Annotated in this window: 23 protein-coding genes; 4 read left to right on the forward strand and 19 right to left on the reverse strand. The window is 72.5% G+C overall.

Annotated features, from left to right (window positions below; genetic code table 11):
• Positions 1–15: 15 nt before the first annotated feature.
• A complete protein-coding gene (locus tag ABD343_RS17775; RefSeq protein ID WP_344529199.1) occupies positions 16–981 on the forward strand; it encodes a GlxA family transcriptional regulator in 966 nt (321 codons plus the stop codon).
• Between the two features lie 39 nt (positions 982–1,020).
• Positions 1,021–1,689, forward strand: coding sequence for a maleylpyruvate isomerase N-terminal domain-containing protein (locus tag ABD343_RS17780; protein WP_344529201.1), 669 nt, complete (start codon positions 1,021–1,023; stop codon positions 1,687–1,689).
• A gap of 212 nt (positions 1,690–1,901) precedes the next feature.
• Here ABD343_RS17780 and ABD343_RS17785 read toward each other — a convergent pair whose 3' ends face one another.
• The 10 genes from ABD343_RS17785 to ABD343_RS17830 all read right to left on the reverse strand — a co-directional run bounded on the left by ABD343_RS17785 (position 1,902) and on the right by ABD343_RS17830 (position 15,250).
• Positions 1,902–2,672, reverse strand: a complete 771-nt coding sequence (locus ABD343_RS17785; RefSeq protein ID WP_344529203.1) for a sirohydrochlorin chelatase — start codon at positions 2,670–2,672, stop codon at positions 1,902–1,904.
• The gene (locus ABD343_RS17790) at positions 2,669–3,871 is read right to left on the reverse strand and encodes a uroporphyrinogen-III synthase (RefSeq protein WP_344529205.1); all 1,203 of its coding nucleotides are present in this window, start codon (positions 3,869–3,871) and stop codon (positions 2,669–2,671) included. Before ABD343_RS17790 ends, ABD343_RS17785 begins: the two co-directional genes overlap by 4 nt.
• Positions 3,872–3,917: 46 nt before the next feature.
• The gene (gene nirD / locus ABD343_RS17795; RefSeq protein WP_344529207.1) at positions 3,918–4,298 is read right to left on the reverse strand and encodes a nitrite reductase small subunit NirD; all 381 of its coding nucleotides are present in this window, start codon (positions 4,296–4,298) and stop codon (positions 3,918–3,920) included.
• Positions 4,295–6,874 (reverse strand): nitrite reductase large subunit NirB, encoded by a 2,580-nt coding sequence (gene nirB, locus ABD343_RS17800; protein WP_344529209.1) that lies wholly within the window; start codon positions 6,872–6,874, stop codon positions 4,295–4,297. Before nirB ends, nirD begins: the two co-directional genes overlap by 4 nt.
• A gap of 7 nt (positions 6,875–6,881) precedes the next feature.
• Positions 6,882–8,390, reverse strand: a complete 1,509-nt coding sequence (locus tag ABD343_RS17805) for an FAD-dependent oxidoreductase (protein ID WP_344529211.1) — start codon at positions 8,388–8,390, stop codon at positions 6,882–6,884.
• Positions 8,391–8,449: 59 nt separating this feature from the next.
• Positions 8,450–10,531, reverse strand: a complete 2,082-nt coding sequence (locus ABD343_RS17810; protein WP_425578207.1) for a molybdopterin oxidoreductase family protein — start codon at positions 10,529–10,531, stop codon at positions 8,450–8,452.
• 5 nt (positions 10,532–10,536) lie between these two features.
• On the reverse strand, positions 10,537–11,838 hold the full coding sequence (locus ABD343_RS17815; RefSeq protein ID WP_344529218.1) for a nitrate/nitrite transporter: 1,302 nt from the start codon (positions 11,836–11,838) through the stop codon (positions 10,537–10,539).
• Positions 11,839–11,931: 93 nt separating this feature from the next.
• A complete protein-coding gene (locus tag ABD343_RS17820; RefSeq protein WP_344529220.1) occupies positions 11,932–13,383 on the reverse strand; it encodes a sodium:solute symporter family protein in 1,452 nt (483 codons plus the stop codon).
• The gene (locus tag ABD343_RS17825; RefSeq protein WP_344529221.1) at positions 13,380–13,625 is read right to left on the reverse strand and encodes a DUF3311 domain-containing protein; all 246 of its coding nucleotides are present in this window, start codon (positions 13,623–13,625) and stop codon (positions 13,380–13,382) included. The genes ABD343_RS17820 and ABD343_RS17825 overlap by 4 nt, the downstream gene beginning before the upstream one ends.
• Complete coding sequence (locus ABD343_RS17830; protein WP_344529222.1) at positions 13,622–15,250, reverse strand: amidohydrolase; 1,629 nt, start codon at positions 15,248–15,250, stop codon at positions 13,622–13,624. Before ABD343_RS17830 ends, ABD343_RS17825 begins: the two co-directional genes overlap by 4 nt.
• Positions 15,251–15,380: 130 nt before the next feature.
• Between ABD343_RS17830 and ABD343_RS17835 the strand changes: the two genes are divergently transcribed.
• Complete coding sequence (locus tag ABD343_RS17835) at positions 15,381–15,863, forward strand: VOC family protein (RefSeq protein WP_344529224.1); 483 nt, start codon at positions 15,381–15,383, stop codon at positions 15,861–15,863.
• A gap of 87 nt (positions 15,864–15,950) precedes the next feature.
• Here ABD343_RS17835 and trpD read toward each other — a convergent pair whose 3' ends face one another.
• The 5 genes from trpD to ctaE all read right to left on the reverse strand — a co-directional run bounded on the left by trpD (position 15,951) and on the right by ctaE (position 21,400).
• Entirely contained in the window at positions 15,951–17,018 is a 1,068-nt protein-coding gene (trpD, locus tag ABD343_RS17840) for an anthranilate phosphoribosyltransferase (RefSeq protein ID WP_344529226.1), read from the reverse strand.
• Positions 17,019–17,171: 153 nt separating this feature from the next.
• Entirely contained in the window at positions 17,172–18,818 is a 1,647-nt protein-coding gene (qcrB, locus tag ABD343_RS17845) for a cytochrome bc1 complex cytochrome b subunit (RefSeq protein ID WP_344529228.1), read from the reverse strand.
• Positions 18,815–19,882 (reverse strand): cytochrome bc1 complex Rieske iron-sulfur subunit, encoded by a 1,068-nt coding sequence (gene qcrA, locus ABD343_RS17850; protein ID WP_344529229.1) that lies wholly within the window; start codon positions 19,880–19,882, stop codon positions 18,815–18,817. The genes qcrB and qcrA overlap by 4 nt, the downstream gene beginning before the upstream one ends.
• On the reverse strand, positions 19,879–20,691 hold the full coding sequence (gene qcrC, locus ABD343_RS17855; RefSeq protein ID WP_344529231.1) for a cytochrome bc1 complex diheme cytochrome c subunit: 813 nt from the start codon (positions 20,689–20,691) through the stop codon (positions 19,879–19,881). Before qcrC ends, qcrA begins: the two co-directional genes overlap by 4 nt.
• Before the next feature lie 91 nt (positions 20,692–20,782).
• Positions 20,783–21,400, reverse strand: a complete 618-nt coding sequence (gene ctaE / locus ABD343_RS17860; protein WP_344529233.1) for an aa3-type cytochrome oxidase subunit III — start codon at positions 21,398–21,400, stop codon at positions 20,783–20,785.
• A 188-nt stretch (positions 21,401–21,588) separates the two neighbouring features.
• Between ctaE and ABD343_RS17865 the strand changes: the two genes are divergently transcribed.
• On the forward strand, positions 21,589–21,999 hold the full coding sequence (locus tag ABD343_RS17865; RefSeq protein WP_344529235.1) for a hypothetical protein: 411 nt from the start codon (positions 21,589–21,591) through the stop codon (positions 21,997–21,999).
• Between the two features lie 91 nt (positions 22,000–22,090).
• Here ABD343_RS17865 and ABD343_RS17870 read toward each other — a convergent pair whose 3' ends face one another.
• From ABD343_RS17870 to ctaC, 4 genes are all read right to left on the reverse strand, one after another.
• On the reverse strand, positions 22,091–23,341 hold the full coding sequence (locus tag ABD343_RS17870) for a L,D-transpeptidase (protein WP_344529237.1): 1,251 nt from the start codon (positions 23,339–23,341) through the stop codon (positions 22,091–22,093).
• Positions 23,342–23,459: 118 nt separating this feature from the next.
• A complete protein-coding gene (locus ABD343_RS17875; RefSeq protein ID WP_344529239.1) occupies positions 23,460–23,858 on the reverse strand; it encodes a cytochrome c oxidase subunit 4 in 399 nt (132 codons plus the stop codon).
• A complete protein-coding gene (gene ctaD, locus ABD343_RS17880; protein WP_344529241.1) occupies positions 23,855–25,585 on the reverse strand; it encodes an aa3-type cytochrome oxidase subunit I in 1,731 nt (576 codons plus the stop codon). The genes ABD343_RS17875 and ctaD overlap by 4 nt, the downstream gene beginning before the upstream one ends.
• Entirely contained in the window at positions 25,582–26,544 is a 963-nt protein-coding gene (ctaC, locus tag ABD343_RS17885) for an aa3-type cytochrome oxidase subunit II (RefSeq protein ID WP_344529242.1), read from the reverse strand. The genes ctaD and ctaC overlap by 4 nt, the downstream gene beginning before the upstream one ends.
• Between the last annotated feature and the right edge of the window lie 36 nt (positions 26,545–26,580).

A 26,580-nucleotide genomic window follows, 5' to 3' on the forward strand; every position in this document is an offset into this window, starting at 1 on the left:
TGCTAGAAATCGCATATGGCGCAAGAATCCTTGCATCGGGTCGTCGTGATCGTCGACGCGAACTCGAATCCGTTCGAACTCGGCTGCGCGACCGAGGTCTTCGGCCTGCGCCGCACCGGGGAGCTGGGCCGCGAGCTGTACGACTTCGCGCTCTGCTCGCCCGACCCCGCCACGCTGATGCGGGACGGGTTCTTCACGCTCACCGGCGTGGCCGGGCTGGAGGCGGCCGAGGACGCGGACACGCTGATCGTGCCCAACCGGCCCGACGTCGAGGTGCCGCGCCGCCCCGCCGTGCTGGAGACGGTACGGCGGGCGCACGCGCGCGGCGCGCGGCTGGTCGGCTTCTGCAGCGGCGCCTTCACGCTCGCCGAGGCCGGAGTGCTGGAGGGGCGGCGGGCCACCGCGCACTGGCAGTGGGCGGACGCCTTCCGCACCCGCTTCCCCGGCGTACGACTCGAACCCGACGTCCTCTTCGTCGACGACGGCGACATCCTCACGGCGGCGGGCAGCGCGGCGGCGCTCGACCTCGGGCTGCATCTCGTACGGCGCGACCACGGGGCCGAGGCCGCCAACGCCGTCAGCCGCCGCCTGGTCTTCGCCGCGCACCGGGACGGCGGCCAGCGGCAGTTCGTGGAACGGCCCGTGCCGGACGTGCCGGACGAGTCGCTGGCCCCGGTGCTGGCCTGGGCGCAGGAGCGGCTCGGCGAGCCGCTGACCGTCGACGACCTCGCGGCCCGCGCCGCCGTGAGCGCGGCGACGCTGCACCGGCGCTTCCGCGCGCAGCTCGGCACGACGCCGCTCGCCTGGCTCACGGGGGAGCGCGTCGCGCTCGCGTGCCGGCTCATCGAGCGCGGCGAGTCCCGCTTCGAGGTCGTCGCGCGCCGCAGTGGCCTCGGCACCGCCGCCAACCTCCGCGCCCGGCTCCACCGCGAGACAGGCCTCAGCCCCTCCGCCTACCGCCACCGCTTCGGCCCCGCCTGACGATTCCGGCGCCGCCGGGCCGCGCGCTACGGTGCCGGGATGTCCTCCTCACCGGCTGAGCCCGCCCCCGCCCCCTGTCCCGGACCCGTCACCGCTGACGACCTCGACGAGGCGGTGCGGCTCGCCGTCGCCACCCTCCGCGAGGCACCGGCCGCCGCGTGGGAGGGGCAGGCGGCGGGGGCGCTGGAGTGGGACTGCTGGGAGACCGTCGAGCACCTCGCCGACGACCTCTTCGCGTACGCCGTCCAACTCGGCCTCCGTACGCCCCCGCTCGACCGCGACGTCCCCTTCCTCTGGGAGAGCCGCAGGCCGGGCGGCCCCGCGAACGCCGTCCACGCCGACCGTACGGCCGGGCCCGCCGGGCTGCTGCAGATGCTGGAGGCGAGCGGGGCGCTGCTGGTCTCCATGGTGCGGACGGCTCCGCCGGAGGTCCGGGCCCATCACGCCTACGGGCCCGCGAGCCCGGAGGCGTCAGCGGCGATGGGTCTCGTGGAGGTCCTCGTCCACACGTACGACCTCGCGGAGGGGCTCGGCCTCAACTGGACGCCGCCGGACGGGCTCTGCGCCCGTGCCCTCGCGCGCCTCTTCCCCGACGTCCCCTTGTCCGGCGCCCCCTGGCCCCTGCTCCTGTGGGCCACGGGCCGCGCCGAACTCCCCGGCCTCCCCCACCGCACCGCTTGGCGCTGGCACAACGAGCCCCTCGCCTAGCGAAAGAGGGCGTCCCCTCTCCCCCGATACCCCACCGGCATCCACGCTGCCGTCGGCAGGCCGCGCGTTCGCCGTGGCCGCTCGCGCAGTTCCCCGCGCCCCCAGGGCGTACGGCCACCCGCCCACCGCCGAGATGACCGGCATCCGCCGCCGCGGCCGGGCTGCCCCTCCCCGCCGTCGTGGCCGAGCGCGCCGTTCCCCGCGCCCCCAGGTCACACGGCCACCCGCCCGCCGCCGAGGTGACCGGCATCCGCGCCGCAACCCGGCTGGCCCTCCCCGCTGAAGGGGCGGGGCCTCGTCGGTCCGGGTGGTGGGTGGGCTCGTTCGGTGAGGAGGCGGAGGACCGCCGGGTGGGCCCCCAGCGGGTCGGCCACCACGTCCGCGCCGCAGGAGCGGACGCGGTCGGCGAAGAGGCCCGGGGCGAGGAGCCAGGTGGCCACGGCGACGCGGCGTGCGCCGGACGCGCGGAGTTCCGCGACCGTCTCCTCGATGCGCGGCTCCGCGGTCGCCGCCCAGCCGACCGGCGCGGGGCCGTGGCCGCCGACGAGGCGGCCGAGGCGGGCCGCCACGCCCTCGACCTCCGCGCGCGCCTCCGGCGACGACGTACCGGCGGCGGCGAGGACGACCACGTCGCCGTCCCGTACGCCCGCCTCCGCCAGCCGGTCCACGAGCGCGGGCAGGAGCGCGGGCCCGGAGCCGAGGGGCGGCGTGACCGTCACGTCCGTACGGCCGGTGCTCCGGACCTGTTCCGGGATGTCCACCCGCACGTGGTAGCCGGAGGCGAGGAACGCGGGGACGACCGTGACCGGCCCCGCCATCCCGTCGAGGGCCTCCGCGACGGTCGGCCCCCGTACGTCCGCGAACGCGAGGGCGGCCGGGGCGCCGAGGCGCGCGGCCATGCCGTCCGCGAGCCGGCGTGCGGTCCGGGCGCCCGCCGCGTGGCGGGTGCCGTGCGCCACGAGGAGGACGCCGCCGCCCGTCACCGGGCGCCCTCCTCGGGGGACCCGCAGTCGCCCGCGTCGAGCGCGAGGCGGTAGCCGCGTTTGACCACGTTCTGCACCAGGCCCGGCTCCCCCAGGGCGCTCCGCAGGCGCGCGACCGCCGCCTCGACGGCGTGCGCGTCGGCGCCGCCGCCCGGCAGCGCGGGGAGCAGCTCCGTCACCGGGACCACCTGGCCGGGGCGGGCCGCGAGCACGCGGAGCACGGCCATGGGCCCGGGCCGTACGGGGCGCGGCTCGCCGTCGAGCAGGACGGCCGTGCCGCGTACCTCCAACTGCCGCCCGGCGACCGGCAGGCGGGGCGCCGCGGCGGGGAGGCGCTCGCAGAGCAGGCGGACGAGGGCGCCGATGCGGAAGCGTTCGGGCCAGTACGCGGGGATGCCGCGCGCGAGCAGCGGCGCGGCGGTCACCGGGCCGACGCACGCGGCCTGCGTACGCCCGCCCCGGAACGCCTCGGCCAGCGCGTCCGCCGACGTGCCCGGCGACGCGTCCGACGGCACTCCATCCGGCTCGCCCGGGCCCCGGCCCGGGCGGGCCCGCTCCTCCGCCCTCGCGAAGAGCCCCGTCGCCGCCAGCGCGCTCGTGAACGTCACCGCGTCCACCGCGCCGCCGGTCACCGCGTCGATCAGCCGGTCGAGCGGCGCCGTGTCCGCGGGCCCCGTCCACCGGTACACCGGGACCGCCACCACCTCGGCCCCCGCGGCGCGCAACGCGTCGAGGAAGTCGCGCAGCGGCTCGCCGTGGAGCTGGACGGCGATCCGGCGCCCGGAGAGGTCCTGCCCGAGGAGGCGTTCGAGGACCTCGGTCGAGGACTCGGACGCCGGTGACCACGCCTCCTTCAGCCCCGCGGCCCGGATCGCGCCGCAGGCCTTGGGGCCCCGGGCGAGGAGTTCGGCGCGTTCGAGGACGCCGCGCAGCGCCTCGCCCTCGCCCCAGCCGTCGGCCGCCTCCATCCAGCCCCGGAAGCCGATGCCGGTCGTGGCGACGACGGTGTCCGGGGGCCGGGCCGTCACCTCGCGGGTGGCGTCGCGCAGCCGGGCGTCGTCGGAGAGCGGCACGATGCGCAGTGCCGGGGCCCGTACGACGTCGGCGCCCCGGCGCTCCAGCAGCGCGGCCAGCTCGTCGGCCCGGCGGGCGGCGGTGACGGCGACCGTGAATCCGGTCAGGGGAGGAAGGGCTGTCACTCGGTGGTTCTCCTTACGGGCCTCACGGCACGGTCGCGGCTCGCCCTCATGGTGCGCCGACGGGCGTTTCCACCGCGTTTCCCGCGGGCGACACCTCGATCACGCCGTCGCCCGTGAGCCGTACGCCGTGCACGGGCAGCCGCGCCTCCGTCGTCCCGTCGAGGCATCTCCCGGTCGCCAGCTCGAACGGCTCCTTGCCCAGCGGGCTCGTCACCACCGGCACACCGCCCCGGTCCCCGACGATGCCGTGGCACATCACGGGCGCGCCGGAGACGGGGTCCAGGTTGCCCAGCGCGTACAGCCCGCCGTCGTGCAGCCGGAAGAGCGCGACGGCCGTGCCGTCCGGCAGCAGCGCGGCGCGGCCCTGCTCGGGCGGCAGGTCGGACAGGGCGCAGACGGGGGTCCAGGCCAGATCGAGGGGGTTCATACGGTGGCCACCTTCCGGTCGAGGGGGGCGGTGAGCAGGACGGGCACGGGTCCCGGCGCCGGAACCGGCTGCTCGCGCTCCACGGCGAACTCGATCGCCGGGTCCGGCGTCCCCGGCGCGTTGACGAACGAGCGGAACCGGGCCAGCTTCTCCGGGTCCTCCAGGACCCCGCGCCACTCGTCGCGGTAGTCGGCGACGTGCCGGGCCATCGCGGCGTCCAGCTCCGCGCCGATGCCGAGCGAGTCGTCGACGATCACCGCGCGCAGATGGTCGAGACCGCCGTCCAGGGTCTCGATCCAGGCGGCGGTGCGCTGGAGCCGGTCGGCGGTGCGGATGTAGAACATCAGGAACCTGTCGACCGTCCGTACGAGCGTCTCGCGGTCGAGGTCGGCGGCGAGCAGTTCGGCGTGGCGGGGCGTGAAGCCGCCGTTGCCGCCGACGTAGAGGTTCCAGCCCTGCTCGGTGGCGATGATGCCGAAGTCCTTGCTCCGGGCCTCGGCGCACTCGCGGGCGCACCCGGAGACCCCGGCCTTGATCTTGTGCGGGCCGCGCAGGCCCCGGTAGCGCAGCTCCAGTTCGACGGCGAGCCCGACCGAGTCCTGCACGCCGTAGCGGCACCAGGTCGAGCCCACGCAGGACTTGACCGTACGGACAGCCTTTCCGTAGGCGTGCCCCGACTCGAAGCCCGCGTCCGTCAGGCGCCGCCAGATCGCCGGGAGCTGTTCGAGGCGGGCGCCGAGCAGGTCGATGCGCTGACCGCCGGTGATCTTCGTGTAGAGGCCGAAGTCGCGGGCGACCTCGCCGAGGAGGATCAGCCTGTCGGGGGTGATCTCGCCGCCGGGGACGCGGGGCACGACCGAGTAGGTGCCGTTGCGCTGCATGTTGGCGAGGTGGCGGTCGTTGGTGTCCTGGAGGCCGCCGTGCTCGCCGTCGAGGATGTGGGTGGCGCTGTCGCGGGAGGCGAGGATCGAGGCGACGGCGGGCTTGCAGACGTCGCAGCCGCGCCCGCCCCTGCCGTGCGCGGCGAGGAGCGCGGAGAACGTGGTGATGCCGGTGGCCGCGACGATCTCGTACAGCTCGGCGCGCGAGTGGTCGAAGTGCTCGCACAGCGCACGGGACTGCTCGACGCCCTCGGCCTCCAGGAGCTGCTTGAGGGCGGGGACGCAGGAGCCGCAGCCGGTGCCCGCCTTGGTGCAGCTCTTGAGCCGGGCCACGTCGGCGCACTCCCCGGAGCCGATGGCCTCGCGCAGCGCGCCCTTCGTGACGGCGTGGCAACTGCAGATCTGCGCGGCGTCGGGCAGCGCCCCGATCCCGGTCGCCCCGTCCGCGCCGGGAGCGCCGCCCTCGGGCGCGAGCAGCGCGCCCGGGTCGGCGGGCAGCTCGCCGCCGACCAGCGGGCGCAGCAGCGGATACCGCGTCGCGTCGCCCACCAGGATCCCGCCGAGCAGGGTGCGCGCGTCGTCGGAGACGACGAGCTTGCCGTACGTGGCCGCCACCGGGTCGTTCAGCACGACCTCCAGCGCCCCCGGCGTACGGCCCAGCGCGTCCCCGAACGAGGCGACGTCCACGCCCAGCAGCTTCAGCTTCGTGGACGTGTCGGCGCCGTCGAACGCCGCCTCGCCGCCCAGCAGCCGGTCCGCGACCGTCTCCGCCATCGCGTAGCCGGGCGCGACCAGCCCCAGGGGGCGCCCGCCCGCGCCCTCCGGCGCCGCGACCTCGCCGACCGCCCACACGGCCGGGTCCGTCACCGAGCGGCAGCCCAGGTCCACGGCGACGCCGCCGCGTTCGCCCAGCGCGAGCCCGCTCTCGCGGGCCAGCTCGTCCCGGGGCCGTACGCCCGCGGCGAAGACCACGACGTCCGCGTCGATCCGCGTGCCGTCCGCCAGTTCGACGCCCGTCGCCGCGCCGCCGTCCGGCCCGGTGACGACGCGCGAGGTCGCCGTGCCGCAGTGCACCGCGACGCCCAGGTCCCCCACCATCCGGCCCAGCAGCGCGCCGCCGCCCTCGTCGAGCTGCACGGCCATCAGATGCGGGGCCAGCTCGACGACATGGGGCTCCAGACCCAGCAGCCGCAGCGCGTTGGCGGCCTCCAGGCCGAGCAGCCCGCCGCCGATGACGACGCCGCGCCCCGTCGTGGAGGCCTCGGCGGCCCGGCGGATGCCGTCGAGGTCGTCCAGCGTCCGGTAGACGTGGCAGCCGGGCGCGTCGCTCCCGGGCAGCGGCGGGACGAAGGCGCGGGAGCCGGTCGCGAGGACGAGCGCGTCGTAGCCGTACCGCGCGCCGGACGCGGCCGTGACCGTACGGGCCGCGCGGTCGATCTCCGTCGCCGGTTCGCCGAGCCGCAGGTCGAGACGGCCGTCGTCGGGGAGCGGCGGCAGCCGCAGCTCCTCCTCGCCTGCGCCGTCGAACCGGGAGGAGAGCGCCACCCTGTCGTACGCGGGCCGCTCCTCCTCCGCGAGCACGGTGACCCGCCAGCGCCGGTCACCGTCCCGTTCGAGCAGGGAGCCGACGAGCCGGTGCCCGACCATGCCGTGGCCGACGACGACCAGGCGGGACTGCTGGGGATGCGTAGTCATACGGACCTCACAGAACGGGAACGGAATCGGAAACGGGGTCCTGGACGGCGCCGCCCGACGTGGGATCGGCCCCCGGCACGGGGTCCGTCTCGGCGAGCCAGGCGGCGATCTTGTCCACGGCCGCGCGGCAGCCTCCGCAGCCGGTGGTGGCGCGGGTGGCGGTGGCCAGCTCTTCCGTGGACTTCGCCCCGGCGTGCCAGGCGGACCGCAGCGCGCCCTTGGTCACGCTGTTGCACCGGCACACGGTGCTGTGGTCCGGCAGCGCCGCCGGTCCTCCCCCGCTCTCCGGGGGCAGCGCACGGCCGAGCATCAGGGCGAGCCGGTCGGAGGGCGCGGGCGCGCCCCGGTCGTAGAGCTGGACGAGCCCGGCGGCGGCGTCCGGGACGCCGAGGAGGATGGCGCCGGTGACGCGCCCGCCGCGCAGCACGAGCTTGGTGTAGCGCTCGCGGGTGGGGTCTTCGAGCCGCAGCACCTCCGGCTCGTCACCCTCGTCCTCGTCCCCGCCCTCGCCCTCGTCCCCCTCCTCCAACGGGTCGCCCAGGCAGGCGAGTTCGATGCCCGCCGCCTTGAGCCGGGTGACCTGCGGCGTGCCCGCGTAGCGGGCATGCGGGTCGGCGCCGGTGAGGCGGTCGGCGAGGACCTCCGCCTGCTCCCAGCCGGGCTGGACGAGGCCGGGCGCGAGGGACGCGCAGTCGCCGAGCGCGTGCACGGCGGGGTCCGAGGTGGTCAGCGTCGCGTCGACGGTGACGCCCGCCGGGCCCGTCGCCAGCCCGCACGCCTCGGCGAGCCCGGTCTCGGCGCGGGCGCCCGTGGAGAGCAGCAGGCCCTGCGCGGGCAGCAGTCCGCCGTCCTCCAAGCGCAGCCCGACCCCGGGCTCCCAGCCCGCCGCTCCCCCGCCGAGCCGCAGCGCGACGCCGGTCCTGCGCAGGGCGCGGGCCAGCACCCGGCCGCCCGCCGCGTCGAGCTGGCGGTCCATCACGTACGGCGCCGGGTGGACGACCGTGACGGCGACCCCGCGCGCGGCCACCGCGCGCGCCGCCTCCAGCCCCAGCACGCCCCCGCCGAGCACCGCCAGCCGCCCGCCGTGCCGTCGTGCCCGGTCCGTGAGCATCCGCAGCCGTCGCGCGTCGGCGAGCGTCCGCAGCGGGGTGACGCCCCGCGCGAAGCCGCTCCCCTCCAGTAGGCCGGGCAGCGGCGGCACGGCCGCGCGTGCGCCCGTCGCGAGCACCAGCCGGTCGTACGGGACCCGTTCCCCGCCGTCCGTGACGACGACGCGCGCGGCGCGGTCCACGGAGACGGCGGCGACCCCGGTCCGTACGCCCCGGCCCGGGGCCCCCAGCCCCAGATCGTCCTCGGTCAGCGTCCCGGCGAGCAGCGAGGGCAGCAGCACCCTGTTGTACGCGGGCCGGTGCTCGGCGCCGAGCACCGTGAGGCGTACGCGCGCGCCGGACGGGTCGCGGCGGCGTATCTCCTCGGCGAGCCGCGCGCCGACCATCCCGTTCCCCACGATCACCACACGCGTCACGGGACCCCCGGGACCCACGGGGCCCACAGGACTCACGGAGCTCACGGGGCTCATGAGGCCGCCTCCAGCCGTACCGCACACACCTTGAACTCCGGCATCCGGCTCACCGGGTCGAGCGCGGGGTTGGTGAGTCCGTTGGCGGCGCCGTCGCCCGGGAAGTGGAAGGGGAGGAAGACGGTGTCGGGGCGCATGCTCGCCACGTACCGGGTACGGGCGAGGACGCTGCCCCGCCGCGAGACGACCCGCGCGGGGTCGCCGTCCCCGAGCCCGGCGCCGCGCGCGGTGTCGGGGTGGACCTCGACGTACGCCTCGGGGACGACCGCGTTCAGCTCCGGCACCCTCCGGGTCTGCGCCCCCGACTGGTAGTGCTGGAGCACCCGCCCTGTCGTCGCGTACAGCGGCAGTTCCGCGTCGGGCTCCTCGCCCGCCTCCCGGTGCTCGACGTCCACGAACCGCGCCCGCCCGTCCTCGTGCGCGAACCGGTCGAGGAAGAGCCGGGGCGTGCCCGCGGACCCGAGGGGCGCCGGCCAGTGCAGCGGCTCCCCCTCGTCCAGCAGTTCCGGCGTGACGCCCGAGTAGTCGGCGGGGCCGCCCGCCGAGGCGCGCCGCAGTTCGGCGAGGACGGTGTCCGGGTCGGCCGGGAAGTCGTCCGGCGTACGGCCCAGCCGTACGGCGAGCCCCCGCAGCACCTCCAGGTCCGTCCGTACGCCCGGCGGGGGCGGCACGGCGCGGCGGCGGCGCAGGACGCGGCCCTCCAGGCTGGTCGTCGTCCCGGACTCCTCGGCCCACTGGGCGACGGGCAGGACGACATCGGCGAGCGCGGCCGTCTCGGAGAGGACGAAGTCGGCGATGACGAGGAGGTCGAGGGCGCGCAGCCGTTCGACGGCCCGGCGCGAACGGGGCGCCGAGACCGCCGGGTTGGAGCCCATCACGAGCAGCGCCGAGGGGCCGCCCGGCGTGCCGAGCGCGTCCAGCAGTTCCCAGGCGCTGCGCCCGGGCCCCGGCAGGGAGTCGGGCGGTACGCCCCACACCCCGGCCACCCACTCCCGCGCGGCGGGGTCGTCGAGGCGCCGGTAGCCGGGCAACTGGTCGGCCTTCTGGCCGTGTTCGCGCCCGCCCTGCCCGTTGCCCTGCCCGGTGAGGCAGCCGTATCCGGAGCCCGCCGTGCCCGGGAGGCCCAGCGCGAGCGCGAGGCCGATCCAGGCGGAGACGGTGTCCGTGCCCTTGCTGTGCTGCTCGGCGCCGCGCCCGGTGAGGATGTGCGCGCGCCGCGCCCCGGCCAGCACGGCGACGGCCCGGCGCAGGTCGGCGGCGGCGACGCCCGTGAGCCGTTCGACCCGCTCGGGCCACCAGCGCGCGGCGGTACGCCGTACGTCCGCCCAGCCGCGCGTCCGTTCCTCCCGGTACGCACGGCGCGCGGGCGTGTCCAGGTGGCCGTCGACCAGGGCGAGATGGAGCATCCCGAGCGCCAGCGCGAGGTCCGTGCCGGGCGAGGGCTGCAGATGGAGCCCGCCGCCCTCGACGGCGGCCTCGGCGGTGGCCGTACGGCGCGGGTCGACGACGATCAGCCGGGCCGGGTCGAGGTGGCCCATGAGCGGCGGCATGGTCTCGGCCGGGTTCGCGCCGACGAGGACGACGCACTCGGAGTCGTCCAGGTCGGTCACCGGGAAGGGGAGGCCGCGGTCGAGCCCGAAGGCCCGGTTCCCGGCGGCGGCCGCGGACGACATGCAGAACCGGCCGTTGTAGTCGATCTGCGAGGTGCCGAGCGCGACGCGGGCGAACTTGCCCAGCGCGTACGCCTTCTCGTTCGTCAGCCCGCCGCTGCCGAAGACGGCGACGCTGTCGGCCCCGCGCGCGGCGCGCAGCGCGGCGAACCGCCCGGCGACCAGGTCCAGCGCCTCGTCCCATCCCGCCGGGCGCAGCTCGCCGCCGCGGGCGTCCCGTACGAGCGGGGTCGTGAGCCGTTCGGCCGAGGAGAGCAGCGTGGCGGACGTCCAGCCCTTCTGGCACAGGCCGCCCCGGTTGGTGGGGAACGCGCGCGGGGTGACGGCGATTTCACCGGTCGCGGCGTCGGGCGTGAGGGTCATCGCGCACTGGAGGGCGCAGTACGGGCAATGAGTAGGGGTGCTCACGCGCCTCACGCCCACACCGGGTCGGCGGCGACGGGCGAGCGGCGCAGATAGACGGCCCAGGTCACGGTCGCGCAGAGCGCGTAGAAGGCCAGGAACGCGCTGAGCGCCGGCACGCCGTCGCCCGTGGCCTGGTACGACTGCCGGAACGCGAGGTTGACCCCGACCCCGCCGAGCGCGCCCACCGCGCCGGAGATCCCGATGACGGCCCCGGCCCGCCTGCGGCCCTCCTCGCGGGAGGCGGAGGTCGCGGCGTAGATGCCGGGGATCATCTTGTACGTGGACCCGTTGCCCAGCCCCGTCAGCACGAAGAGCGCGGCGAAGGCGGCGACGAACAGCGGCAGCGACCCGGCGGCCGAGGCCCCCAGCGCGCCCAGCGTCCCGAGCCCCATGCCGAGGAACGCCCCTACGGTGACGCGGGCACCGCCCCACCGGTCCGCGAGCCGCCCGCCGACGGGCCGGGCCAGCGAGCCGAGCAGCGGCCCGAGGAAGGTGAGCGCGGCGGCCTGCGCGGGCGTGCGCCCGAAGTCGTTCTGGAGGACGAGGCCGAAGGCGAAGCTGTAGCCGATGAACGAGCCGAACGAGCCGACGTAGAGCACCGACAGGATCCAGCAGTGCCGGTCGCGCAGCACGGCCCGGTGGACGCCCCGCTGCGTGCGGGCCGCCGCCAGGTTGTCCATCCGCCGGTACGCGAGGAGCGCGGCGAGCAGCAGCGCGGGCACGAAGAGCAGCGGCAGGATCTCGGGGTGCGCGACGCCCGCGGCGCCCATGACCGCGAGCCCGGCGAGCTGCACGGTGGCCACGCCCAGGTTGCCGCCCCCGGCGTTGAGCCCGAGGGCCCAGCCCTTCTCACGCTCGGGGAAGAAGCGGTTGATGTTGACCATGGACGAGGCGAAGTTGCCGCCGCCGAGCCCCGCGACGGCGGCGCACACGAGCAGCGCCCAGAACGGGGTGTCCGGGTTCCGTACGAGCACCGCCGCGAGCCCCGTCGGCACGAGCAGCACGAGCGCGCTGAACACCGTCCAGTTCCGGCCGCCGAAGCGGGTGACGGCGAAGCCGTACGGGAGCCGCAGCGCGGCGCCGACCAGCGAGACGACGGAGACCAGCAGGAACTTGTCGTCGGGGGTGAGCGCGAAGCCGTTCTCGGCGGTCATGAACAGCACCAGCACCGACCACAGGCTCCACACCCCGAAGCCGATGTGCTCGGCGAAGACCGAGAGGAAGAGGTTCCGCCGCGCGGTCCGCCGCCCCTCGCGCGCCCAGAACCCGGGGTCCTCGGGCTCCCACTCGGCGATCCACCGCTGTGCCACGTCGGCCTCCTCCACTTGCTGGCAGGAGCTCCGACGTTAGAAAGGGGCTATTACCTCACCGTGTCCTCACGTAACACGGGCGCAAGCTCTTCCTCACCCGGCCGCCTTCTCCGGTGTGAGGGGCGCCGGATCCGACGGACCGGACGGGTCCGACGGCAGCGCGACCGGCTCCCGCACCGCCCCCGGCCGTACGCGCGTCCACACCACCAGCACCGCCGCATTGATCCCCATCGACACCAGCCCGGGGTTCACGCCCCAGAACTCGGTGTGCCGCACGTACAGCACGATGGCGACCGCGACCCCTGCGGCCATCCCGCAGGCGGCCCCGGCGGCGGACGTACGGCGCGACCACAGCAGCGCGATCCACGCGGGCACGAGCTGCGCCAGCAGCATGTACGTGAGGTTGAGGACGGTCAGCATGAGCGCGGCGGCGTAGAGCGTGAGCAGCGCGGCGACGACGATGAAGCCCGCGACGACCAGCGTGGACGCCCGCCGCTGCACGTCCGTGCGCGCGCCCCGCATCAGGGTCCGGGTCACCACGCCGCTGACGTTGAGCGCGGTCACCGCGAGGACCAGCACCCCGCTGAGCGCGGCCCCGGCGGCGACGAGGCCGACCAGCCACTCGGGCAGCACCTCGCGCGCGGCGGTGAGGAAGACGGTGTTGGGGTCCTTGAGGTCCGGCTTCGCGTGCAGCGCCCAGTAGGAGGCGAGCACGAGGAAGGGGAACATCAGCATGTAGAGCGGCATCCACACGGTCGAACTCTTCACCGCGGCCTCGGACCTGGCGGGGAAGATGTACGCGGCGCCGAACGCGAGATAGAAGACGACGGCCTGGAAGACGATGGTCGTCAGCGTGTACGTGAGCCGGCTGCCGTGGATCGTGACGCTGTCCACCGGCACCGCGTGCGCGCCCGTCACCCGCTCGACGCCGCCCGCCTTCATCACGGCCGCGATCCCGACGGCGGCCACGCCCAGCACCATCAGCGTGTCCTTGAGCACGGACACGAACGCGGGCGAACGGACGCCGGAGACCGCCACGTAGAGGAAGCCCAGCACCCCGGCGGCGGCCACGCACTGGACCGGGGTGAGCCGGAGGTCCATCGCGCCGAGCACGGTGCGCAGCCCGATGAACTGGTACTGCCCCCACGGGATCAGCGCCACCAGCATCGTCAGCGCCGCGACGACCTCCAGCGCGCGGCTGCCGAAGTGCCGCCCGAACAGCTCGGGGATCGTCATCGCGTCGTAGCGGTGTCCGGCGCGCCACACGAGGGGCGCGAGGAAGTAGCCGAGGGCGTACGCGAGGAGGATGTAGCCCATGAACCAGACGGCGGACGACGCGCCCTCGGCGTAGACGCCGCTGGGGAAGCCGATCATCGCGCCGATGCTGTAGACCTCGCCGACCGCGAGGAAGTAGATCAGCCAGGCGGGGAACGAGCGCCCGCCGACGAGGAATTCGGAGATCCCGCCGCCCCTGCTGATCCGGCCCGCGAGCAGCGCCAGCAGCATGGCCCCGGCGAGGACGAGTGCGACGATGACGGCGATCACGACCCGGCCCCCTCCTCCCGGTAGTGCGGTCTGTCGAAGACCCGCCAGCTCACCGCGAGGCAGAGCGTGGTGAGCGGGAAGCAGCAGAAGACCCAGAGGTAGAGCACCGGCCAGCCCAGCACCCGCGCGCCCGAGCCGGACAGCAGCGTCACCCCGCCGAGCAGCGCGACGGCCGGGATGCCGAGCCCGACGAGGACGCTGGGCCAGCTCCGTACGGCCGCGAGCGCCCCGGGCGCGCTCACGCGCCCGCCTCGTACGCCACGCGCCCGCCGACCACGGTCGCCTCGACGCGCATCTCGCGCAGCGCCTCGGTCGGCACGGCCGTCGGGTCGTCCGGGAGCACCGCGAGGTCGGCGTACTTGCCGGTCTCCAGCGTGCCGCTCTCCCGTTCCTCTCCGGCGAGATGGGCGGCGTCGACCGTGTACGCGCGCAGGGCCTGCTCGACCTCGACCGCCTGCTCGGGCCCGAGCGTGTGCCCGTCCCGCGTACGGCGCGCGACCGCGCACCACACGCCCTCCAGCGGCGGCACGGGCGTGACGGGCGTGTCCGAGTGCAGCCCGTGGACGATGCCGCGGCGCCGCGCGGAGACGAGCGGGCTGATGCGGCGGGCGCGGTCGGGCCCGAGCCACTCGTCGCGGTGCCCGTCGCCCCAGTAGTAGACGTGCTTGACGAAGAAGGAGGCCAGGACGCCCTGTTCGGCCATGCGGTCGAGCTGGTCCTCGCGCACGGTCTGGCAGTGCTCGATACGGTGCCGCCGCGCGGCGCTGTCCACCCGGCGGTACGCGGAGACGATGGCCTCGATCGCCGCGTCGCCGTTGCCGTGCACGGCCGCCTGCCAGCCCGCGGCGTCGACGTCGGCGATCATCTCGGCGAGCCGTTCCGGGGACTGGAGCATCATGCCGTGCTCGTCGGGGTGCCGGTGGTAGCCCTCGGCGAGACAGCCGGTGCCGCCCTGGATGGACCCGTCGGCGATGATCTTCACCCCGGCGAGCCGGAACCGCTCACCGTCCCCCGCGTCCCCGAGCTGCGCCGGGGTCGGCATCCGCCCGTCCTCGCCCGCGAAGGCCTGGTGCGCGAGATAGCTGCGTACGCGCGTGCCCAGCTCACCGGCGGCGGACAGCTTCCGGTAGAGCGCGAGTTCGCCGGGCCCGCCGAAGAGCCCGGTGCCGGTGTCGTGGACGGTGGTGATGCCGTGCGCCAGGTACTCGCGGTCGGCCAGCCGCAGCGCGTGCGCGACGGTCTCCTCGTCGGGCGCCGGGAGCTGGGCGTTGACGAGGAACGCGGCCGTCTCGACGAGCACCCCCGTCGGCTCCCCCGCCGCGTCCCGCTCGATCCGGCCGCCGGGCGGGTCGGGCGACTCGCGGCCGATCCCGAGGAGCCGCAGCGCCGCCGAGTTGACGGTGCAGAAGTGCCCGGTCACATGGGTGAGCACGACCGGGTTCCGGGGCGAGGCGGGATCGAGGTCGTGCCGGGTGGGGTGCCGCCGGTCGGCGAGCAGCGTGTGGTCGTACCGGAAACCCCGCACCCACTCCCCGTCCGGCCGCTCCCGTACGGCCGCGGCGACGCGCTCCACGACGTCCGCGATCCGGTCGTTGGGCGGCGACCCGGCGTCGACGGGCGCGGCGAGGGCGAAGCCGAAGAAGAGGGGATGGTTGTGGGACTCGACGAAGCCGGGGATCGCGGTGCGCCCGCCGAGTTCGAGGACCCGGGTGCCCGGGCCCGCGAGCGCGGACAGCTCGCGGTCGTCGCCGATCGCGGTGATCCGCCCGTCGCGCGCGGCGAGCGCGCTCGCCCGCCGCCCCGCGGGATCGAACGTGAGCACGGTGCCGCCGCGGACGAGGAGATCGGGGGTCGCGGTGTCTGCCATACGGGCCATGCTGATCTTGCGGAGGAACCACGGAAAAGGTCCAGGGGGGACCCCTCTCATGGAACCAGCGATGAGTTCCGGCCCCGGGCCGGGTCTATCCACTGTCCGCCCGTGAAGCCAAGGAGGCATCATGCAGACGCTCCACAAGATCACACCCTGCCTGTGGTTCGACGGCCAGGCCGAGGAGGCGGCGAACTTCTACGTCACGCTCTTCCCCGACTCCCGCATCACCCACATCCAGCACCACGGCGAGGCGGGCCCCGGCGAGCCCGGCAGCGTCCTCGTCGTCACCTTCGAGCTGTCGGGCCAGCCGCTGATCGGCCTCAACGGCGGCCCCCAGTTCCCGTTCACCGAGGCGGTCTCGCTCCAGATCGGCTGCGACTCCCAGCAGGAGGTCGACGACCTGTGGGCCCGCCTCACCGCGGACGGCGGCGAGGAGGGCCAGTGCGGCTGGCTCAAGGACAAGTACGGCCTGTCCTGGCAGGTCGTCCCCCGCCGCCTCTTCGAGCTGATGGACGAATCAGACCCGGCCCGCGCAGCCCGCGCCACCGAGAAGATGCTCACGATGCGCAAGCTGGACATCAACGTCCTGGAGGAGGCGGCGAAGGGCTGACCCGGCCCCTTCAGGGGCGCGGGGAACCGCGCGCCCGGCCACAGCGGCGCGGCACCCCGCCACGCGCGGGAAGGGGCACCCCCCTGCTCAGCCGGCAGCGGTCGCCGCGACCCAGCGTTCCAGCGCGTCCCGGGCAGCGCCGGAGTCGATGGACTCGGCGGCCCGCTCCATCGCGGCCCCGATCTGCCGGGCCAGCGGAGCGGACCCCGGCTCCAGGGCGACCAGCGCCGCGGCGGAGTTGAGCAGGACCGCGTCCCGCACCGGACCGCCCTCGCCGCCGAGCAGCCGCCGGGCGACATCCGCGTTGTACGCGGCGTCCGCGCCGCGCAGCGCCTCGACGGGCACCAGCTCGATGCCCACGTCACGCGGGTCGAACGACTCCTCCCGCACGGTGCCGTCCCGGACGACCCACACGGTGGACGTGGCCGTCGTCGTCAGCTCGTCCAGCCCGTCGTCGCCCCGGAAGACGAGCGCGGAGGAGCCCCGCGCCGCCAGCACCCCGGCGAGGATCGGCGCCATCCGGGCGTCGGCCACGCCCGTGGCCTGCGCGCGGACCCGGGCCGGGTTGGTGAGCGGGCCCAGGAAGTTGAACGGCGTGGGGATGCCCAGCTCCTTGCGCGCGGTGCCGACGTGGCGCAGCGCGGGGTGGAACTTCACCGCGAAGCAGAAGGTGATGCCCGCCTCGCCCGCGACCTCGGCGACCCGCTCGGGGGACAGCTCCAGGTTGACGCCGAGCTTCTCCAGGACGTCGGAGGCGCCGCTGGCGCTGCTCGCGGCCCGGTTGCCGTGCTTGACGACCTTCACGCCGGTGCCCGCGACGACGATCGCGGACATCGTCGAGATGTTGACGGTCTTGGCCCGGTCGCCGCCCGTGCCGACGATGTCGACGGAGGGGCCGGGCACCTCGATCGTGCGCGCGTGCCCGTACATCGCCTCGACGAGGCCGGAGATCTCCTCGACGGTCTCGCCCTTGGCCCGCAGGGCCACCGCGAAGCCCGCGATCTGCGCGTCGCTCGCCTCGCCCTGCATGATCCGGTCCATGGCCCACGCCGTGGCGTCCGCGGAGAGGTCCTCACCGGCCACGAGGGAGCCCAGGACGTCCGGCCACGTGTGCGCCGCCATGGTGTCGCCTCCGGCGGGGGTAGCAGCGCTCATGGGGATCACTCCTGGCGGGATACGAAAAGGGGCTCCCACCCTATCGGCCGCCGACCGCCCCGTTCCCCCCTGTCCACAAGCCGAGAGGGGCTCCCGGGACGAGTCCCGGGAGCCCCTCTCAGGTGGCGTGACAGCTAGCGCGGCACGGTTGCCTCAGTGGTGGCCGTGACCGCTGGTGATCTCCTTGTACTCCTCGGCCGTCGGCTTCGGGATCTGGCTCTCCTCGCCGTACATGCCCTTGGAGAGCTTCGACCGGAGCTTCTGCCCGCGGGTGACCTTCCGCTCGACGCCGTTCTCGTCGGTCCCCGCACCGATCTCGACCGGCTCGTACTGGTCGTGCGCGGTGAGGGTGTGGAGCTGCTCCTGGCTGAGCGGCTCGTGGACCTCGACGAACTCACCGTGCGGCAGGCGCTTGATGATGCCGGACTCGCGCCCGTGCAGCACCTTCTCCCTGTCCCGGCGCTGGAGGCCGAGGCAGATCCGCTTGGTGGCGATGAAGACGAGCACCGGGACCACGAAGAACCCGATACGGACGAACCAGGTGACGGCGTTGATCGACAGGTGGAAGTGCGTGGCCCACAGGTCGTTGCCGCCGCCGATCAGCATCACGAAGTACCAACTGATCCAGGCCGCGCCGAACGCCGTACGGGTCGGCGCGTTCCTCGGCCGCTGCGCGATGTGGTGCTCGCGCTTGTCGCCGGTGACCCAGGATTCGATGAACGGGTAGGCCGCGATGACGCCGAGCACCAGCGGCATCAGGACCACGACCGGGATCATCACGCCCAGGACGAGCGTATGGCCGCCCCAGACGCTGATCTCCCAGCCTGGCATCGCCCGCACCAGGCCTTCGGGGAAGCCCATGTACCAGTCGGGCTGCGCGTTCGTGGACACCTGGTCCGGCCGATAGGGGCCGAGGACCCAGATCGGGTTGATGCTGAAGCAGGCCGCGATGACCGCGATGACGCCGAAGACGAGGAAGAAGAAGCCTCCGGCCTTGGCCATGTAGACCGGCAGCAGCGGCATGCCGACCACGTTCTTGTTCGTCCGGCCGGGGCCCGCGAACTGGGTGTGCTTGTGGTAGAAGACCAGGATCAGGTGGGCCACCAGCAGGCCCAGCATGAGTCCCGGCAGCAGCAGCACATGCACCGAGTAGAACCGCGCCACCATGTCGTGCCCGGGGAACTCGCCGCCGAACAGGAACATCGACAGGTACGTGCCGACGATCGGCACCGACAGGATCGCGCCGTCCATGAACCGGACACCGGTGCCGGACAGCAGGTCGTCCGGCAGGGAGTAGCCGGTCAGACCGGTGAACATGCCGAGGACCAGCAGCAGGAAGCCGAACAGCCAGTTGACCTCGCGCGGCTTGCGGAACGCGCCCGTGAAGAAGACGCGCATCATGTGCACCATCATCGCGGCGAGGAAGATCAGCGCCGCCCAGTGGTGGATCTGCCGCACGAGCAGACCGCCGCGCACGTCGAAGCTGATGTCCAGCGTCGAGGCGTACGCCTCGGACATCCGGACGCCCTGCATCGGGACGTACGAGCCGTGGTACTCGATCTCGTTCATCGACGGGTGGAAGAACAGCGTCAGATAGACACCCGTCAGGATGATGATGATGAAGCTGTAGAGCGCGACCTCGCCCAGCATGAAGGACCAGTGGTCCGGGAAGATCTTGCGCATGTTGGCCTTGGCCAGGGAGTAGATCCCCAGGCGGCCGTCGGCCCAGTCGGCGACCCGCTCACCCGCGGGGGCCTTCTTCTTGGCGCCGCTCGCGGCGGTGTCTGTCGAAGTGCTCATCGCTTCCGCTCCCAGTAGGCCGGGCCGACGGGCTCTTCGAAGTCGCCCTGCGCCTCGAGATAGCCGTCCTTGTTGACGCTGATCTTGAGCTGCGGCAGGGGGTGACCCGCGGGGCCGAAGATGACTCGTGCGCCGTCGGACAGGTCGAAGGTCGACTGGTGGCACGGGCAGAGCACGTGGTGCGTCTGCTGCTCGTAGAGGCTGACGGGGCAGCCGACGTGCGTACAGATCTTCGAGTACGCGACGATGCCCTCGTGTGACCAGTCGAGTTCCTTCTTGTCCTTGATGTCGCCGGGCTCCAGCCGGACGATCATCAAGGCGGCCTTCGCGATCTCGTTGTTGAATTCCTCGTCGTCGTGCTCCAGGCCCTCGGGCCGGGCGAACGTCAGCGAGCCGACGGAGACGTCCTCGGGACGCAGCGGCTCGTTGGTGTTCTCGTTGACGAGCAGCTTGCCCTTGCGCCACAGCGTGTGGGTGAGCTTGTCCTCGGGCAGCGGACCCAGGTCGCGCAGCAGGACCACGCCGGAGAGCGGCACCAGGGCCACCGCGCCGAACATCGTGTTGCGGATGAGCTTGCGGCGGCCGAAGCCGGACTCCTTCGCGCCCTGCACGAAGTCCGCCTTGACCTTGGCCTCGGTCTCGGGGTCGGCGGCGACGGCGTGCCGCTCGTCGACCATCTCCTCGTCGGACATCAGCGTGCGGGCCCAGTGGACCGCGCCGGCGCCGATGAAGAAGAGCGCGATACCGAGGGTCAGACCCAGCGCGAGGTTCAGGATGCTGACCCGGCCGAGCGGCCACACGTAGACGATCTTGTCGATCGGGAAGGCCACGTACGACGCGATGAACGCGACCGTGGCCAGCATGGACACCGTGAACATCAGGGCGACGGTGCGCTCGGAGCGCTTGGCCGCCCGCTCGTCGATGTCCTGGATGCGGTGCTCGTGCGGCGGCAGTCCGGGGTCGGCGAACGGGTCGTCCGCCTTCTCCACCGCGCCGTGAGCCTGTGCCTGCTCACTGGGCAGGTTCTCGTCAGACACGTTCTCGTGTGATCCAGTCTCGCTCATGACTTCTTGGCCTTTGCGGTCCGAGCGGCGACCCAGACAGCGACGGTGATGAGGCCGCCGAGCCCGAAGATCCAGGCGAACATGCCCTCGCTGACAGGGCCGAAGCCGCCGAGCTTGAAGCCGCCCGGGCTGTCCGACTTGTCGCTGTTCACCGTCTTCAGGTAGGCGACGATGTCCTTCTTCTCCTTCGGGGGCATCGCCCCGTCGGTGAAGACCGGCATGTTCTGCGGGCCCGTCTGCATGGCCTCGTAGATGTGCTTCTCCGAGACGTCGCCCAGATCGGGTGCGAACTTTCCGTGCGTCAGCGCTCCGCCCTCGCCGGTGAAGTTGTGGCACTGGGCGCAGTTGTTGCGGAACAGCTCGCCGCCCTTGGCGACGTCGGCGCCGTTCGGGTCGTACTGCTCCTTGGTCGGCTGGTTCGGACCGGCACCCAGCGACGCGACGTAGGCCGCGAGCTGGTTGGTCTCGTCCTGGCTGTAGACCTTCTTCTTCTTCGGAGCCTGGGCGCCCGGCTGCTGGAGCGGCATCCGGCCCGTTCCGACCTGGAAGTCCACGGCCGCGGCGCCGACGCCGACCAGGCTCGGCCCGTCGCTGGTGCCCTGGCCGCCGGTCCCGTGGCAGCTTGAGCAACCGGTGGCGTAGAGCTTCTTGCCCTCCTCGATGGCGAGGGACTGACTCGACTTCTTGTCGGCCTTGGCCTCACCCGCAGGAGCGAACGCGGTGTACAGCCCCCCGGTGGCCGCCAGCGCGAAGAGTAGAACGACGAGCGCCGCCAGCGGATGGCGCCGTCGTGCGGAGAGCTTTTTCACGGATTACCCCGGTGTCAGGATCTTCTGCGTCGATGCTTCTGTGTCCGTCTGTCTTCGGTCCGGGGTGGAACCCGGGCCGCGCCCCGACCGACTACTTGATCAGGTAGATCGTGGCGAAGAGGCCGATCCAGACGACATCGACGAAGTGCCAGTAGTAGGACACGACGATGGCTGCGGTGGCCTGGTGATGAGTGAAGCGCTTGGCCGCGTACGTCCGTCCGAGGACGAACAGGAACGCGATCAGGCCACCCGTCACGTGCATCCCGTGGAAGCCGGTGGTCAGGTAGAACACCGATCCGTACGGGCCGGAGGAGAGCGAGGTCCCCTCCTTGACCAGCTCCGTGTACTCGAAGACCTGGCCGCCGATAAAGATCGCACCCATGACGAACGTGACGATGAACCACGCCCTGAGCTTCTTCACGTCACCGCGCTCGGCGGCGAACACGCCGAGCTGGCAGGTGAGGGAGGAGAGCACCAGGATCGTGGTGTTCGTCGCCGAGAAGGGAAGGTTCAGAACATCGGCGTGCTCCTTCCAGTACTCGGCTCCTGTCACCGATCGCAGGGTGAAGTACATCGCGAAGAGGGCCGCGAAGAACATCAGCTCGGAACTCAGCCAAATGATGGTTCCGACGCTGGTGAGGTTCGGCCGGTTGACCGACGGGTGCGCGTGCCCGGTTTCTACTGCTGTTGCTGTCGCCACGACCGACATTATGTCGGTCGCTTATCCCGGCCTCACTTCGGGGGGTGCCGTTCGGTGTGTCAGGTCCCCCGACGGCCCCTGTGCCCTGCTCGAATGGCCCAGCCTCGGCCCGTACGAACCGGTGTTGACGGTGCGTCCGAGGGAGTAGCATCGGCGCGCACGACCACCATGTACGCGGACCTGAACGCGGAGGAACAATGCAGCCGACCGCCACGGTGCTGGTCTACAGCGACGACGCCAACACCCGCGAGCAGGTACGGCTCGCCGCCGGGCGCAGGCCCGCCGCCGACGCCCCCACCGTCGAGTACATCGAGTGCGCGACCCTCCCCGCGGTGCTGAGCACCCTGGAGGAGCGCGTCGTGGACGTCTGCGTGCTGGACGGCGAGGCCACCCCCGCCGGGGGGATGGGCGTCTGCCGCCAGATCAAGGACGAGATCTTCGAGTGCCCGCCCGTGCTGCTGCTCATCGGCAGGCCGCAGGACGCCTGGCTGGCCACCTGGAGCAGGGCCGAGGCCGTCGTCTCGCACCCGATCGACCCGACCACCCTCGCGGACGCCCTGGCGGGCCTGCTGCGCAACGGGCACAGCAGCGAACTGGCGGGCGCCTAGCCGCCGCACACCGCACCCGCCGGGGCCCGGACGCACCTCGCGTCCGGGCCCCGGCGGCATGTGCGACGACGTGAATCTCACACCCGCGAGGTCACACCTGGGGGCGCAGCCGCGCCGCGTCGGCGGGGTTGCTCCCCTCGCGCTTGCCCTTCTGCAGGGCGCTGCCCTCGCGCCACTCCTTCCAGGGCATGTTCCAGTCCCCGAATCCGTTCCCGAACGTGGGCATCTTCTCGCCGTCCGTGTTGACGTGCGTGACGATGTCGCCCTGGCGGATCGAGTTGAAGAACGTCCGGGCCGCACCGGTGCTCATGCCGGTGCAGCCGTGGCTGGTGTTGGAGACGCCCTGCGAGCCCACGGACCAGGGCGCGGCGTGCGCGTACTCGCCGCTCCAGGTCAGCCGCGTGGCCCAGTAGACGGGCAGGTCGTAGAAGTCGGAGGAGCCGATGCTGGCGCTCGTCATCCGTACGAAGGACTCCTTGCCCAGCACGACCTTGATGCCGTTGCGGGTGCGGTAGCCGGCCTTGCCGGTGGTGATGGGCACCGACTGGACGGTCTTGCCGTTCTTCTTCACCCGCATCACCAGCGAGGAGCCGTCCGCGATCGCCTCGACCCGGTCCCCCGTCCGCATCTTCACGGGCTTGGAGGGGCCCCCGTAGAGCCCGTCACGCACCTTGAGGCCCTGGAGGGCGGACCGGAGCGTGATGGAGGCGTGCGCGGGCCAGTATTCGCGCGGGCGGTAGTGCAGCTCCTTGCTGTCCACCCAGTGCCAGGCGCCCTCCACGCGGGGCTTCGAGTCGACCCTCAGGGCGCGCTCGACGATCTCGCGCTCCCTGGGGTTCTTCACCCGGTGGCTCAGCTCCGCCGTGAGGGGCTGTCCCACGCCGTAGGTGCCGCTGTCCGGGCCCAGCGTGACCTTCAGGCGCTTGTCCGAGGGCTTGGTCTCGAAGTGCGTCGTGCGGCGCCCCGGCGCGCCGTCCTCGTTCTCCGTGCTGATCTGGACGGTGTAGCGGACACCGGCCGCGAGGGGCGCCGTGCTGCGCCAGCGGCGGCCGTCGGCGGAGAGTTCGCCGGGCAGCACCCGGCCCGCCGCGTCGGTGGCGAGGACGTCCGTGAGCGTGTCCTCGCCCCCGGACGCCGTGATGTCGAGGGGCTTGTCGGGATCCACGGTGCGGCTGTCGTCCCCGGCGTTGACCGCGACGACGTCGCTCGCGTCGTACGGGGCGGAGGAGAGCGGATCCGCGTCGTCACCGCCGCAGGCCGTCAGCCCGACCGTCAGGGGCGCCAGCAGGGTGGCGCAGCTCAGCACCGCTCGGCGCCTGGTTCTGTTGGACCTGTCACTCATGGGCCCAAAATATGAAGAATCGTCAATTCGGGCGCGCTGGACGCATACAAATGGGTCGGCCCCCGGAGTGTCCGGGGGCCGACCCTTGCTTTCGCGGAGATTCTCCGCTCACCGCGTCCTACTGGGTGCGGTTCTCACCGTGGTAGTACTCGAAGACCCAGCCGAAGAGGCCGATCAGCAGCAGCGGCGCCGAGACGTACACGAGCCACCAGCCGAGGGCCACGCCCATGAAGGCGAAGGCGCCACCGAGGCCGAGCGCGAGCGGCTGCCAGCTATGCGGGCTGAAGAAGCCCAGCTCACCGGCGTCGTCCGCGACGTCGGCCTCCTTGTTGTCCTGCGCCCCGGTGTCCACCCGGCGCGCGGTGAACGCCAGGTAGTAGCCGATCATGATCGACAGACCGAAGGCGAGGAAGAGGGCCGTGGTGCCCACGGGCTCCTTCGACCAGAGCCCGTAGGTGACGGCTACTGCCAGCAGGAACACCGACAGCCACAGGAACATCTTGCCCTGGATCTTCACTTCCCGGCCTCCTTGCTGCCGGCGAGCGCCTTGTCGTCCGCACCGTGCCCCTCGAGCTGCTCAAGGGCGGTGATCTCGGGGTGGTGCAGGTCGAAGGCCGGGGATTCGGACCGGATGCGCGGCAGCGTGAGGAAGTTGTGCCGCGGCGGCGGGCAGGACGTCGCCCATTCGAGCGAACGGCCGTAGCCCCAGGGGTCGTCGACCTCGATCTTCTCGCCGTACTTGTGCGTCTTCCAGACGTTGTAGAAGAACGGCAGGAGCGACAGGCCCAGCAGGAACGAGCTGATCGTCGAGATCGTGTTCAGCGCGGTGAAGCCGTCGGCGTCCAGGTAGTCCGCGTACCGGCGCGGCATGCCCTCGGCGCCCAGCCAGTGCTGCACGAGGAAGGTGCCGTGGAATCCGATGAACAGGGTCCAGAAAGTGATCTTCCCGAGCCGCTCGTCCAGCATCTTTCCGGTGAACTTGGGCCACCAGAAATGGAATCCGGCGAACATCGCGAAGACCACGGTGCCGAAGACGACGTAGTGGAAGTGGGCCACCACGAAGTACGAGTCGGAAACGTGGAAGTCCATCGGCGGCGAGGCCAGGATGACGCCCGTGAGACCACCGAACGTGAAGGTGATCAGGAATCCGATCGTCCAGAGCATCGGTGTCTCGAAGGACAACGAGCCCTTCCACATCGTTCCGATCCAGTTGAAGAACTTCACACCTGTGGGAACGGCGATGAGGAACGTCATGAACGAGAAGAAGGGCAACAACACCCCGCCCGTGACGTACATGTGGTGCGCCCAGACCGTCACCGACAGGCCCGCGATGGCGATGGTCGCGCCGACCAGGCCGATGTAGCCGAACATCGGCTTGCGGGAGAAGACCGGGATGATCTCCGAGATGATGCCGAAGAACGGCAGCGCGATGATGTAGACCTCCGGGTGCCCGAAGAACCAGAAGAGGTGCTGCCACAGCAACGCGCCGCCGTTGGCGGAGTCGAAGATGTGGGCACCGAATTTCCGGTCGGCCTCCAGTGCGAAGAGCGCGGCGGCGAGCACCGGGAAGGCGAGCAGGACCAGCACGGCGGTCAGCAGCACGTTCCAGGTGAAGATCGGCATCCGGAACATCGTCATGCCGGGGGCGCGCATGCAGATGATGGTGGTGATGAAGTTGACCGCACCGAGGATGGTGCCGAAGCCCGAGAGGGCCAGACCCATGATCCACAGGTCGGCGCCGACGCCCGGCGAGCGGACCGCGTCCGACAGCGGGGAGTAGGCGAACCAGCCGAAGTCCGCGGCGCCCTGCGGGGTGAGGAAGCCGCCCACGGCGATGGTCGAGCCGAAGAGGTACAGCCAGTACGCGAACATGTTCAGCCGCGGGAACGCCACATCGGGGGCACCGATCTGGAGCGGCATGATCCAGTTCGTGAAGCCCGCGAAGAGGGGCGTGGCGAACATCAGCAGCATGATCGTGCCATGCATGGTGAACGCCTGGTTGAACTGCTCGTTCGACATGATCTGCATGCCGGGGCGGGCGAGCTCGGCGCGCATGAAGAGCGCCATGACGCCGCCGATGCAGAAGAACACGAACGACGTGACCAGATAAAGGGTGCCGATCGTCTTGTGGTCCGTGGTCGTCAGCCACTTCACCACGACGTTGCCGGGCTGCTTACGGCGTAGAGGTGGTGCTGCCTCGGCCGTGGCTGCGGCGGCACCCTGGGGTTCGTTGAGGATGCTCACGGGTTATTCGTCTCCGCATTCTTGGCGCCGCCCGTGGTGGCGGTACCCGCCGGGATGTAGCCGTTCTGGCCCTTCTTCGCCAGGTCCTCCAGGTGCTTCTGGTAGCGCTCCGGGGAGACGACCTTCACATTGAAGAGCATCCGGGAGTGGTCGACGCCGCACAGCTCGGCACACTTGCCCATGAAGGTGCCCTCCTTGTTCGGAGTCACCTCGAAGCGGTTGACGTGGCCCGGGATGACGTCCTGCTTCATGAGGAACGGCACGACCCAGAACGAGTGGATGACATCGCGAGAGGTCAGGATGAACTGGACCTTCTCGCCCTTGGGCAGCCACAGCGTCGGACCCGGGTTGTTGTTCTGCGGGTTCCGCTCGCCCGGCGTACCGACCTCGTACACACCGTCGGCGCCCTTCGGGAAGCCCTTGGCCATCCGGTCCGGAATGGCGTCGAGTTCCTTGTCCCCGGTGTTGTCCGTGGAGGCCTTGCCGTCGACGTCCTCGACGTAGTTGAAGCCCCAGCTCCACTGGTAGCCCACGACGTTGATCACGTGGTCGGGCTTCTTCGAGGTCTCCAGCAGCTTCGTCTCATCGCGCGCGGTGAAATAGAAGAGCACCGAGATGATGATGATCGGGACCACGGTGTACAACGCCTCGATCGGCATGTTGTACCGGGTCTGCGCGGGGACCTCCACCTTGGTCCTGGACCGCCGGTGGAAGATGATGCTCCACAGGATCAGGCCCCAGACCAGCACGCCCACGGCGAGCGCTGCCGCCCAGGAGCCCTGCCACAGGGAGAGGATCCGCGGCGCCTCGTCCGTTACCGGGGTGGGCATTCCGAGGCGGGGAAAGTCCTTGTATGTGCAACCGGACGCGGTCGCCAGGACCAGGCCCGCGGCCAGCGCCTGCTGCAGCTTCCGCCGCATCGGGCGCCGCGACGAGCGGTCGGAGCCGTTGGGACTCACGTAGCGCCTTCCCGAGAGTCTCGCCCGCGCCGGTCG

The organism is Streptomyces albiaxialis, from assembly GCF_039530985.1.
GTDB lineage: Bacteria > Actinomycetota > Actinomycetes > Streptomycetales > Streptomycetaceae > Streptomyces > Streptomyces albiaxialis.